Origin of the sequence: uncultured Devosia sp., assembly GCF_913055165.1 — a bacterium.
Taxonomy (GTDB): domain Bacteria; phylum Pseudomonadota; class Alphaproteobacteria; order Rhizobiales; family Devosiaceae; genus Devosia.
In genome coordinates, this window is the sequence record NZ_CAJXJS010000042.1 from 20,114 (window position 1) to 32,621 (window position 12,508).

Annotated in this window: 10 protein-coding genes and 1 tRNA gene; 10 read left to right on the forward strand and 1 reads right to left on the reverse strand. The window is 61.0% G+C overall.

Annotated features, from left to right (window positions below; translation table 11 throughout):
* The first annotated feature begins 394 nt into the window (after positions 1-394).
* From QZ564_RS13455 to QZ564_RS13475, 5 genes are all read left to right on the forward strand, one after another.
* Positions 395-470 (forward strand) — tRNA-Lys (locus tag QZ564_RS13455).
* Between the two features lie 192 nt (positions 471-662).
* Positions 663-1,553, forward strand: a complete 891-nt coding sequence (locus QZ564_RS13460; RefSeq protein WP_297110773.1) for a hypothetical protein — start codon at positions 663-665, stop codon at positions 1,551-1,553.
* A 193-nt stretch (positions 1,554-1,746) separates the two neighbouring features.
* Positions 1,747-2,448: a YjbE family putative metal transport protein gene (locus tag QZ564_RS13465; protein ID WP_297110776.1), complete on the forward strand. Its 702-nt coding sequence runs from the start codon at positions 1,747-1,749 to the stop codon at positions 2,446-2,448.
* A gap of 216 nt (positions 2,449-2,664) precedes the next feature.
* Positions 2,665-3,762, forward strand: coding sequence for a GNAT family N-acetyltransferase (locus QZ564_RS13470; RefSeq protein ID WP_297110779.1), 1,098 nt, complete (start codon positions 2,665-2,667; stop codon positions 3,760-3,762).
* Entirely contained in the window at positions 3,759-5,081 is a 1,323-nt protein-coding gene (locus tag QZ564_RS13475) for a polysaccharide biosynthesis C-terminal domain-containing protein (RefSeq protein WP_297110781.1), read from the forward strand. The genes QZ564_RS13470 and QZ564_RS13475 overlap by 4 nt, the downstream gene beginning before the upstream one ends.
* 5 nt (positions 5,082-5,086) lie before the next feature.
* On the opposite strand, the gene QZ564_RS13480 is transcribed toward QZ564_RS13475, so the two are convergent.
* Positions 5,087-5,650 (reverse strand): GNAT family protein, encoded by a 564-nt coding sequence (locus QZ564_RS13480; protein WP_297110784.1) that lies wholly within the window; start codon positions 5,648-5,650, stop codon positions 5,087-5,089.
* A gap of 184 nt (positions 5,651-5,834) precedes the next feature.
* Between QZ564_RS13480 and acs the strand changes: the two genes are divergently transcribed.
* From acs to QZ564_RS13505, 5 genes are all read left to right on the forward strand, one after another.
* On the forward strand, positions 5,835-7,787 hold the full coding sequence (gene acs / locus QZ564_RS13485; RefSeq protein ID WP_297110787.1) for an acetate--CoA ligase: 1,953 nt from the start codon (positions 5,835-5,837) through the stop codon (positions 7,785-7,787).
* A gap of 75 nt (positions 7,788-7,862) precedes the next feature.
* The gene (locus QZ564_RS13490; protein WP_297110790.1) at positions 7,863-9,005 is read left to right on the forward strand and encodes a glycoside hydrolase family 3 N-terminal domain-containing protein; all 1,143 of its coding nucleotides are present in this window, start codon (positions 7,863-7,865) and stop codon (positions 9,003-9,005) included.
* Positions 9,006-9,096: 91 nt separating this feature from the next.
* Entirely contained in the window at positions 9,097-9,897 is an 801-nt protein-coding gene (locus tag QZ564_RS13495) for a UDP-2,3-diacylglucosamine diphosphatase (RefSeq protein ID WP_297110793.1), read from the forward strand.
* Between the two features lie 88 nt (positions 9,898-9,985).
* A complete protein-coding gene (locus tag QZ564_RS13500; RefSeq protein ID WP_297110796.1) occupies positions 9,986-11,041 on the forward strand; it encodes a glycosyltransferase family 1 protein in 1,056 nt (351 codons plus the stop codon).
* A gap of 114 nt (positions 11,042-11,155) precedes the next feature.
* Positions 11,156-12,355 carry an MFS transporter gene (locus QZ564_RS13505; RefSeq protein ID WP_297110799.1) on the forward strand — a complete coding sequence of 400 codons (1,200 nt, stop codon included), beginning with the start codon at positions 11,156-11,158 and terminating at the stop codon, positions 12,353-12,355.
* The last annotated feature ends 153 nt before the right edge of the window (positions 12,356-12,508 follow it).

The window sequence follows — 12,508 nt, forward strand, 5'->3', positions numbered from 1 at the left end:
CCGGTAACGGTGATTCTTCATGCATTTTTCTGCCAGACGGAGAGAGCTATTGCCTCCAACCTACGTGCTTGCTCGTGACCATCTGCAGCGCGCCGCAACCATCCTCCAGGGTTCGGATCAGCGGTCACGGCAGCTCCGCCACATCATCGAAAGGACAATCGGGCTCATGGACGATTTTCGCCCTGAGCCGGCGCACCAGGCCAGCAATGTCGTGGAATTGAGCGACTATAGGAACTCGCGCTGACAAAACGGCCAACCCGGCCAATGCGCCGGGTTGCCACCACCAGCACAGCTGCATGACAGTTTTGCACACATTCTGGCTTTGAGTGCTGGACAGCTCCAAAACCCTTTGATAGAGAGGCGCCACTTTGGTGCCGAGGCGCTTCAAGCCCCCGGGTGCATAGCTCAGATGGTAGAGCAGCTGACTCTTAATCAGCGGGTCCAAGGTTCGAGTCCTTGTGCACCCACCAAAGCCTTCCAGTGAAATTGCGAGAGAGATCAAGCCCGTTGCGGGGGTGCGTTGAATCACTTTGGCAATTCTGTCGAAATGTTCATGCCTCGGATATGAGCCGGCAACGTCGGGTTTTCTATAGAGCTCCTGTCCCGCGCGGCCTGTTGCCTGCGCGGTCCATCTGACGGCGCTATCAGCAAGGAGCTTCTCGATGTCCTTTCACAAAGACCACCATGACCACGACCTGGGCTTTGCCCATGACCTTCCGATGATGCTCGGCAGGCGCCGGCTGCTTGGCTTGATGGGCGGCGTTGGGCTGGCCTCGCTGACCGGTGGTGCTGCCGCGGCGCTGGAATGCGTCGCGCTGCCGTGGGAGACGGCTGGACCCTACCCGGCGGACGGCACAAATGTGAAGGACGGACAGGTGGTCAACGCGCTGACCCAGCAGGGGGTTATCCGGCAGGACCTCCGAACTTCATTTGGTACGCTGATGCAGGTCGCCGATGGCCTGCAGCTCGATATCGAGCTGACGCTGGTCAATGTCGATGGCTGTACGCCGCTGGAAGGCTACGCCATCTATCTCTGGCATTGCGATACCATCGGACAATATTCGCTCTACGACATTGCCGATGCCAATTTCCTCCGTGGAGTCGGCGTGGCCGATGGCGAGGGTAAGGTGCGCTTTACCACCATTGTGCCTGGTTGCTACGACGGGCGCTGGCCGCACATGCATTTCGAGGTGTTCGAGAGTCCTTCGGCGGCCGTGAGCGGCGAAGCTTCTGTGCTCACTGCCCAAATTGCTCTGCCCGAGGCACCGTGCGCCGCAGTATATGCGGCAGATCCACGCTATTCGAATGGCACGGCGAATCTTGGTCGCATTTCAGTCGCCACCGACAATGTCTTCCGCGACAACAGCGACGAGGAGATTGCGCAGCAGACCCTGACCATGACAGGAGATCCGGTTGGCGGCTATGCGGGCACGGTCACCATATCCATCGATCTGACGGCCGAGCGCCGCGCTAGCGGCATGATGTCGCCCAATGGCGGCCCGCCTCCGGAAGGAATGTTCGGAGCAACCCCAGCGCTTCCCCAGAAGGGGTGACTATGGAACGTAGCGCTGCTTCGCCGCGGGAAGGGGCGCTACCCGTCCTATCTGTCACCAGCCTGTCAAATAGCGAGAAAATCCCCCAGTTTTCTGCACTTTTAGTCTTAGGAGCGACTAATCCGCTTGAAGTGCGCCTTGGCTGGAAGTAGCAGCGTGTCAGCTTCCGCGACAATGGCCGCAAGGACACGACATGTTCGGCTTCGATCCCAGTTTCTTCTCGTCTCTTCTGCAGGTCATTCTGATTGACCTTGTCCTTGCGGGCGACAATGCCGTGGTGATCGGTCTGGCTGCGGCCGGTCTCGCACCGGACCTGCGGCGCCGCGCCATTCTCATCGGCATTCTCGCCGCGACCCTGCTGCGCATCGCCTTTGCACTGGTCACTACCCAGCTGCTGTCCTTGGGCGGCGGCCTGTTGATTGCGGGCGGTATCCTGCTGCTGTGGGTCTGCTGGAAGATGTATCGCGAGCTCACCATCTCCGACGAAGAGGAGGAGGAGGCCACCGAGGCGCTGTCGGATGCCGACATTAATGCCGACGGCACGGTTGCGGGCAAGGCGCCGCGCAAGACCCTGCGTCAAGCTGTTACACAAATCATCATCGCTGACGTCTCCATGTCCCTGGACAACGTCCTGGCCGTTGCCGGCGCGGCTCAGCATCACTTCGAGGCGCTGATTTTCGGGCTGGCCCTGTCGGTGGTTCTGATGGGCGTGGCGGCAACCTTCATCGCGCGCCTGCTGCACCGCTACCGCTGGATCGCCTGGATTGGTCTGGTCATCATCCTGTTCGTGGCACTCCGCATGACGCTGGAGGGGCTGGGGGCCTTTGTCTCGATCCCCGAGATTCCCTTCCTCTATACGCCACATGCGGTGGGTGCCGCCGTTGCTGGCCACTGAGCGCGTCGCGGCGCCGCAAACACGATAGGCTTTGGTAACCAAGGTCAAAGGTTTGCGGCATTTGCTCAGCGCGGATAGGGATTTACTCACCTGGCAGGACTAGCTTCCGGCTGATCGTAGTCAGTCGGAAGCAGAACCATGTCGGTCTCCGCCGGAATTGCACATCATCGCCCAGACGCGCCCGTGGTGGCATCTGGCCGCGGCGCGAGCCCTGCCGTGACGTCCCGCCCCGTCGATGGACGCGAATGGGACGCCGCAATTTCCGGTTTCGATGGCATCTGCCAGGAGCAATTGTTTGCGTTCGCCTCGATCCGCTGGCCTGGCGTGGCACCAGAACCACGTCTGTTCGAGCGCCATGGACGTCTCGTTGGTGGTGCCTTGGTCATGGTTCAGAGCCTGCCGCTCGGCCTCGCAAAGATTGCCATCATCAAATGGGGCCCGATGCTGGCTGATGCGGGCGCCAAGGATCGGGCGGCGCTCTATCAGGGTATGATTGAAGCCCTTGTGGCCGAATATGCTGAAGCCAGGGGCATGATGCTGTCCGTCCTGCCGCACGCCAGTGTGGGTGACGGGAACGAGGAATACCAAACGCTGAGAGAGCGCGGGTTCAGGCGTGGCGCGGTCCTGCGTTTCCCCGATAGGTATCTGGTCAATCTGCGCCTTGCCGACGATGCGCAGCGTAAAAGTTTCGGTCAGACATGGCGTCGCCAGCTGAACAAATCTGAGAAATCAGATTTGCATTTCGAGCATGCTGGTCCCGAGCGGCTGGACGAGTTCAAGGCCCTCTATGTCGCAATGAGCGATCGCAAGCAATTTCCGGACTATTCGGCCTTCGATACGCTCGATGCGCTCATGACGCTGGATGAACCCCTGCGGCCAGAGCTGTTCTTCGTCCGCCATGGCGGTGAAGTTGTCTATGGTGCGTTGATCTTCAAGGCGGGCGATCGCGCCGTCTACCTCTATGGCGCCAGCAATGATTCCGCGTTGCCACTGCGCGCGGGGTATTTCATGCATTGGCACATCATCCGCTGGTTGCGTGACCACACCCGGGCCAGTTGGTATGACCTGGGCGGAACTGACGGCTTTCAGGGGCTGCATCAATTCAAGAAAGGCATGGTGGGTGATGCGGGGCTCATCCGGCCGGTGCCTCCCGTTGCCAATTATGCATCGCGACCCGTGGCTTACGCTCTGGGGGCAGGGGCCTTTGCGGCGCGCGAAGCGTATAACGAAGTGCGCAGGCGTGTTGAGATGCTGCGACCCTCCAGGGCCAAGCCCGACCAGGCCCCTGCACCGCTGCCTGAAGAATTCCGATGAGCCTGGCGCGGCGGCTGGCGTCGCAATCCACCATAATTTTCGGCGGGCGTCTGTTCGGTGCCGGCCTGATCTTTCTCGTCCAGGCCTTCATTGCCCAGGCTTGGGGCGCGGCTGTGCTGGGCGATTACCTTCTGGTCATTGCCGCGGTCAATCTTATCGCCGTCGCCATGCCGCTCGGCTTTCAGACCATCGGCACCTATTTTGCGGCTGAGTACCGCGCCCGCAACGACCGAAGGCAATTGATTGCGTTTCTGTTCCGCGCCTACGGTCATGTGGGGCTGGTCTTTGTGGCCCTGATGCTGGCGGGGCCTCTGATATTGGCCTGGTTCGGACTGGGCAACCACGTCATAGCCGCCTTTTTCGTTCCCGTCGGCTTGCTGGCTCTGGCCACTGCTCTGGTCTACGTCAATGGATCGGTACTGGTCGGGCTGAAACGACCGTTCGCCGGCTTTTTTGCCGATGGTATTTTCCGGCCGATGATGGTGCTGGGAACTGTGCTGGCGTGCGCAGCACTTATCAATACGCCGTCGGACGCCTTCGCTGCCATGCTCTGGGTTACTGCCTTCGGGTATGTGGCCATTGCTGTGGTTCACATGGGATTTGTGATCACAACCCTTCCACGCGTCGGCGAACGGGCCGATACTCGAGCCCCGGAAGTGCCGCGGTGGTGGCGGTTCGCAGCGCCGTGGGTGCTGATCACCCTGGCAACCGATTTCTTCTTCGACATTGACCTATTGTTGCTCGCCAATCTGCTGGACCGGGAAGAGCTTGCCATCTTCGGCGTCTGTACGCGCATCTTCTCACTGGTTTCATTCGGCGTCGCGGCGGTCTATGCGGTGATCCTGCCCGATATGTTTGAGAGCGAGGCCAATTCGGATCGCGCGGCATTCCATCGCAAGGTGGGCGAGGCCAATCTGGCGGCCAGTGTGGTCTCTTTGGTTCTGTTCGTATTGGTGATCGTAGGGGCGCCATTCGCGCTCCTGCTCTTCGGAACAGAATTCGTTGCCGGTGCTACTCCTCTGGCGATTCTGTGCCTGGCGCTGGTCGTCCGCTCGGTCATGGGGCCGGCCTCAATGGTGCTGTCCATTCATGATCGTCCCTGGGCGAGCCTGCCTGCCGTAGTGCTGGGCATGGCGACCCTGTTCTTTGGCAACCTCGTGCTTGTCCCGGCCTTTCACCTCGTGGGCGCCGCCTTGGCCGCTATCATCGCCATTTCGGTGTGGTCGGTTGCACTATGGGGCATCGCGCTCAGGACGGCACGAATCGATGTCTCGATCCTTCAGTGGTTCAGAGCCCGTCGGATGGTGGCGGCCGAATAAGGTCTTCAGCGGCCGACAAGATCCTTCAACCTGTTCTTGAGTCGTCCCATTCTGCCGACATAGCCGCTGTCGTAAGGCACATCGGGCCGGGTGTAGAATTTTTCGATCAACAGATAGTCCTGCCCGAAAATGTGCTGCGCGAGCAGGGCCGTTTCCTGATAGCCGTAGCGTTTGAGCAGGGCGCGGGCGACCTCGTTGTCAGGGCGCACGAAGGTGTAGGCCTTGTGGAAGCGGGTATTGTCCCAATGCTCGTCGAATTGACGCATGCCGAAGAGGCCCAGCTTGGTCCGGCGATGGCTCGGGAAAACCCAGCTCCAATAGCGGAAGATCGATCCGCATTCCGGGCCGGAGACCATGGCCCCGCCAGGCACGCCGTCGGCGCACATCAGCATGATGTGCCAGGGGTCGATCGCGAGGAGCCCCTTGAGGAAGGCCTTGTCGAGGCGTCCGGCCTCGTGCTCTTTGAAGCGATCATTGTAATGCGGCGAGGTGAGTATGACGTCGCTGAGTTCGCGGTGTACCAGGTCGATGTCCGAATGGGTTGCGGCCCGGATGGTCATTTCGGCCATGTTGCCAAGCTCCTCCGACAGTGTAGTACCAGCTAGCCTAGCGGACCGCGGTTAACGGCAGGTGCCCCTGCCGTTTGGAGATATGCCCTTGCCGGAAATACCCATTAAGTCGCAGGTACTGACCCTTGCCGCCATGGTGGCGGAACATTAGAACAAATCTCGGGAGAGATAAGGGAGGAAGACGATGAGCGACCAGCTCCTATTCCAGCCAAGCGCGGCCGCGATCGCGCGCACCCACACCACGGCCGAGCAATATGACGCGCTGTACCAACGGTCTGTACAAGACCCGGATGGGTTCTGGGCCGAACAGGCAAAGCGCCTCGACTGGGTGACTTTCCCCACCAAGATCAAGAACACCACGTTCGAGTACCCCAATGTATCGATCAAGTGGTTTGAGGATGGTGTTCTCAATGTCGCCGCCAACTGCATTGACCGGCATCTGGCGGAGCACGGCGATGACATCGCCATCATTTGGGAACCCGACAATCCCAATGACCAGGCCGAATACATTTCCTACCGTACGCTGCACGAAAAGGTCTGCCGCTGCGCCAATGTGCTGAAGTCGCTGGGCGTGAAGAAGGGTGACCGCGTTACCATCTACCTGCCCATGATCCCGCAGGCCGCCTATGCCATGCTGGCCTGTGCCCGCATCGGCGCGGTGCACTCCGTGGTCTTTGGGGGCTTTTCTCCTGACTCTCTGGCCGGCCGCATCAATGACTGCGACTCGGCGGTGGTGATTACGGCTGACGAGGGGCGCCGCGGCGGCAAGACCGTGCCGCTCAAGGCCAATGTCGATAAAGCGCTGGAAGACTGTCCCGGTGTTTCCAAGGTGCTGGTGGTGCACAATACCGGCGCCGATGTGCCCATGAAGGGCACGCGCGATGTCTGGTGGCACGAGGCGGCCGCCGGTGTCGAGCCGTTCCACGATCCGGAACCGATGAATGCGGAAGACCCGCTCTTCATCCTTTATACGTCGGGGTCGACCGGCAAACCTAAGGGTGTCCTGCACACCCAGGGTGGCTACCTCACCTATACTTCGCTCACCCACGAATTGAGCTTTGACTATCGCAAGGGCGATGTCTTTTGGTGCACCGCCGACGTCGGCTGGATCACCGGCCACAGCTACATTGTGTATGGCCCGCTGGCGAATGGTGCGACGACGGTCATGTTCGAGGGCATCCCGTCCTGGCCCGATGCGAGCCGCTTCTGGCAGGTTGTGGAACGCCACAAGGTCAACATCTTCCACACAGCTCCAACCGCCATTCGGGCGCTGATGGGTGCGGGTGCGGAGTATGTCGACAAGCACGAGATGCCGTCACTGCGTCTGCTTGGCACCGTGGGTGAGCCCATCAATCCCGAAGCCTGGCTCTGGTACTACAACAAGGTTGGCAAGGGCCGGTGCGAGATCGTTGACGCGTGGTGGCAAACCGAGACTGGCGGTCACATGATCGCGCCGTTCCCCGGCGCTATCCCGACTAAGCCCGGTTCGGCGACGAAGCCGTTCTTCGGCATCCAGCCCGAAGTGCTCTCCCCGGAAGGCAAGGTGCAGGACCAGACCAAGGCCGAGGGCGTCCTGGTCATCAAGGATAGCTGGCCCAGCCAGGCGCGCACGATCTGGGGCGATCATGGCCGGTTCGTCTCGACCTATTTCGAGACCTACAAGGGCAATTACTTCACCGGCGACGGCTGCCGGCGCGACGAGGACGGCTATTACTGGATTACGGGTCGCGTCGATGACGTGCTCAACGTGTCCGGCCATCGCCTCGGTACCGCCGAGGTCGAAAGCGCTCTGGTGGCGCATCCCAAGGTTTCCGAGGCGGCTGTCGTCGGCTTCCCGCATGATATCAAGGGGCAGGGCATCTACTGCTATGTCACGCTGATGGCCGGCGAGCAGAGCAGCGACGAGTTGCGCACCGAATTGCGCAACTGGGTGCGCAAGGAAATCGGGCCGATCGCATCGCCCGATTACATCCAGTGGGCGCCCGGTCTGCCAAAGACGCGCTCGGGAAAGATCATGCGCCGCATCTTGCGCAAGGTCGCAGAGAACGACTTTGGTGCGCTGGGTGACACATCCACGCTGGCCGATCCCTCGGTCGTGGATGACCTGATCGCGAACCGCCAGAACAAGCCGGCCTGATCGCCAGCCATCAGACCCGACAACATGGGGCGGCGACTGTGAGGTTGCCGCCCTATTGGTTCCTGGAAGCAAACATTGTCTCGCCCCGATTTGCTGGGCAATGTGCACTACCGATTCCCACCTCCGGTGTCCGACTTGCCGCGCTTCTTTGCCCTTTTCCTCGCCTTTGCTCTTTTTTCGATGCCCGTTCACGCCCAGACGCTGGAGCAGATGGCCGGCCAGATGATCATTGTTGGCTTCGAAGGTGACGGCCCCCAAGATTCCGGGGTCAAGGCGGTGGCGGGTGACCTCGCGGCCGGGCGGCTGGGTGGTGTGATGTTTCTCAAGAAGAACGTTGTGAGCCTCTCGGCGGTCCGCGAGATGAATGCCTTGTTCCGCTCGGCATCGCCCGGCCTACCGCCCTTCATCACACTCGACCAGGAAGGCGGGGCGGTGGAGCGGCTGACCAAGGATGTAGGGTTTGACGAGATCGCCAATGCGGCCACTATCGCCGCCCGCAATAGCCCCGAAGAGGCCGAGGCCATATACACGCGCATGGCCCGTGGCATCGCCGAACAGGGCTTCTCGGTCAATTTTGGGCCAGTTGCGGACCTTAACACCAACCCGGACAATCAGATCATCGCCCGATTCGGGCGGGCCTTTTCCGCTGATCCAGCCGTTGTCACGGCCTATGATGCCGCCTTTATTCGGGCGCATCACGCCGCGGGACTCGTAACGGCCCTGAAGCACTTCCCCGGACATGGATCCTCCACCGCGGACAGCCATGAGGGGTTTGTGGACATCACACGAAGCTGGTCCGCCAAGGAACTGGAGCCATATCGAGAACTGATCGGAATAGGCCTCGTCGACATGGTGATGGTGGGACATCTCTACCATGCCGACTATGCGGATAGTGGCGAGCAGACTCCATCCTCGCTATCCCCACGCTGGATCGGCGGTGTGCTGCGCAGCGAGTTGGGCTTCGATGGGGTCGTGATCAGCGACGACCTGGAAATGGGGGCCATCCGCGACCACTATTCCCTCCGTGATACCGTGGTGATGGCTGTCAACGCCGGCATGGATATCCTGCTCTTCTCCAATACGGCTGATTACCGACCTGGCCTTGCGCGAGAAGTTCTCGACATCTTGCTTGCGGAGGCGGCGGTCGATCGCGCCTTTGCGAAACGTATCGCCGAGAGCTATCAGCGCATTGCTGACCTCAAGGCACGGCTGCAGTGATCCCGATTTCCCCGGCTTTGTTCGCCTTCGTGTTTTCACCGTGGCCTGCACCCGGTAAGGTGGGGCACCGTGACGAGGAGGCCCCAGGCTGATGTCGGAAGACCGCGAGATCAGACGCGTACGGGCGCTTTTCCTGTCCGATGTCCATCTGGGCATGAAGCCGATCCGCAGTGCGCAACTGTCCGAGTTCCTGCGTGCGCATGATGCCGAGACGATTTACCTGGTTGGCGACATTCTCGATGGCTGGCGATTGGCCAAGCAGTGGCATTGGCCGGCCCAGTACAACGAAGTCATCCAACTCATGCTCGACAAGGCGACGGCCGGAACGCGGATCGTCTATCTGCCGGGCAATCATGATGAGTTTCTGCGGGAATATCTGGGCACTTATTTCGGCGAAATAGAATTGGTGGACCGGACCATCCACACCTCGGCGACCGGCAAGACTTATCTGGTGATCCATGGCGACCAGTTCGACGTGGTGGTGATGAACGCCAAGTGGCTCGCCCATGTGGGGGATTGGGCCTATAACGCAGCCCTGCGGGTCAATATCGCGATCAACTGGGTGCGCCGGCGCCTTGGGCTGCAATATTGGTCGCTCAGTGCCTGGGCCAAGCAGAAGGTCAAGAACGCGGTCTCCGTCATCGGCCGCTTCGAAGAGGCACTGGTGCATGAGGCCAGGGAGAGCGGTGTAGACGGCGTGATCTGCGGCCATATCCACTTTGCCGATATCCATGACCGGTTGGGCATCCAGTATATCAATACCGGCGACTGGGTGGAGAGCTGCACGGCAATTGTCGAGAATCACGACGGCGCGTTCGAGCTGATCAAATGGACCGAAATGGTCACAGGCGAAGGCCGAAAGCAGAAATTGCGCCAGAATTCCGGTCAGTAGTTCCGTCAATTGAACGTCACATGACCGTCACGCTGGCGACGCGTGGCTGGCGCAGCATGTGGGCATTGCGAGCAATCGTGGTGCCGCCATGTACATTGATCCCAAGCTCTCCTGTCGCCGCATACTGATCGTCACCGACGCCTGGCGTCCCCAGATCAATGGCGTCGTTCGAACGCTCGAAAGCCTGGCCAAGCAGTTGCGCGAATGGGGGCATGAGGTCAGTTTCCTGACCCCAGAGCCATTCTGGACCGTGCCGGTGCCGACCTATCCGGAGATCCGCCTGTCGCTGGCCTCGCGCCGGTCTGTGTTCCTAGCAATGGTGCGGGCACGGGCGCATCACATTCACATCGCCACCGAAGGGCCGCTGGGGCTTCTGGCGCGGCGCTACTGCCTCGAGCGCGGCAAGGCCTTCACCACGAGCCTGCATACCCGTTTTCCAGAATATGTGGCGGCGCGACTGCCGGTTCCTGAGGAATGGAGCTATGGCTTCCTGCGCTGGTTTCATGATCCGGCCGTGACCACGATGGTGCCAACGCCGTCCTTGCGGGATGAATTGCGTGGGCACGGATTTACCCATCTGAGCCTGTGGGGCAGGGGCGTTGATGGCCGGCGCTTTCGCCTGGGTGAGAGGTCCATGTTCACCGAAATGCCGGGACCGCATCTGCTCTATGTGGGGCGGGTGTCGGCGGAGAAGAACGTGGCGGATTTCCTGGCGCTCGATGTTCCGGGCAGCAAGATTGTGGTGGGTGACGGGCCCGAGCGCGCGCATCTGGAGCGTCTCTATCCAGAGGTGCATTTTGCCGGCTACCTGCATGGCGAGGCGCTGGCCGCGGCCTATCGCAGTGCAGATGTCTTCGTGTTCCCCAGCCGGACCGACACCTTCGGCAATGTCCTGACCGAAGCGCTGGCGTCGGGTACGCCTGTTGCGGCCTATCCGGTGACCGGGCCGCGCGATATCGTCACCGATCCCAGAGCAGGGACGCTGAGCGAGGATCTGGGGCTGGCGGTGCGCCGCTCGCTCACCCTGGAGCGGTTGCATGCACGGGCGCTTGGTGAGCAGTTTACCTGGGCGGCCAGTGCGCAACAGTTTGTGTCCGCACTCGCGCCAATTCATGCGGCCCAAAGACTGGCAAAGGCCATCTAGAACGTTCCAAATATTGGTTTGGCGGCGAACTGGCACAGAATTGCCCTTGCCTCCGAAAGTCATCCGAGTCAGGTAAGGACACGCGGCGCGCCTCTGCGCCGGGAGTTCAATTTCATGCCTTCGGCTTTTTCGCGCTTGGATTCGCCCGAGCTGCGCGCTTCCATTTATCAATTTACCGTCTATCTGCCCGGCGGCGTCGCCTCTGTCTTCCTCGGCATCTGGCTGAGCGAACACGGTATTCCCGCCGACCAGATCGGCATCATCAACGCCTTGCCCACGCTGCTGCTCCTGCTGCTCAACATGATTGTGGGGCGCGTGGCTGACCGCGCCGACGACTGGCGCACGGCGCTGATCGGCATATCGATTGTCTCGGCCCTGACGGCACTGCCGATGTATTTCGTGTCCGAATTCTGGGGCATTTTGCTGATTTGGGGGCTTTGCGCCACCAGCAATGGATTGGTGGCCCCGGTGATCGACGCCGCCACGGTGCGCATGACCCGGCGCAATGGCACCGATTTCGGGGTGATCCGCGCCTGGGCGACCGTGGGCTATGTGGTTGGCGCGGGTGGATTGGGCCTGTTCCTGAACGCATTGGGATCGGGCGCTTTTGTAACGCTCTATGTAATCATGGTGGTTGCGCGGGCCGGGCTGGCGTTCCTGCTGCCACGTTTTCGGGCGCCCAAGCCGCAGGTTACGCTTGCGGATGCTGCCCCTAACACGATTGCCCAGCCGAGCCGGCTGCGTGACTCCCTGCAGCCCTGGTTCGTGCTGCCCCTGCTGGCGTTCGCTTTGGTCAATTCCTCCAATGCCGTCATTGGTGGTTTCGGGGCGCTGATCTGGCACGAAAACGGCATCCCCAGCTATTTCCTCGGGCCGCTGCTGGGGTTTGCGGCAGTGGGGGAAGCGGTGCTGATGTTCGCGTGGCGGCGCTTTGGGGGGCGGGTGACGGCGCGCAACATGATCCTGGTCGGCGCCGTCGCCGGGCTCATCCGCTTCACCATTATGGCCTTCAATCCGCCGGTGGAGGTGCTGTTCCTGACCCAGTCGCTGCATGCGTTCAGCTTCGGCATGGGTTATTTTGGCGTAGTGCACTTCATTGCCAACTGGACCAATGAGGCCAATGCGGCCGAGGCCCAGGGCTTTGCCAATATGCTCAATATGGGCATGGCAATGACGGCGCTGATCGTGTTCGGCGTGCTGGTGGAGTTTTTCGGCGCCTATGCGTTCTTCTCCTCGACCGTGACTTGCCTACTGGCAATTGGTTGCGTGCTGTGGTCGCTCAAGATGCGGCCGCCCAAATCGCTGGTGGGGTAGGGCGGTGCCGTTGGCGTTGGGTGCCGAGCGGCCATGACTGTGCGCCGCCCGGCCATGAGCCTCGCGGTTTCGAAGAAAAGAGCGGAGTCCCGAGACGGCCATCGTCCCTGAAACTAAAAAACTGAGACGAAAGCCGTCTCGGGAACGCCGGGA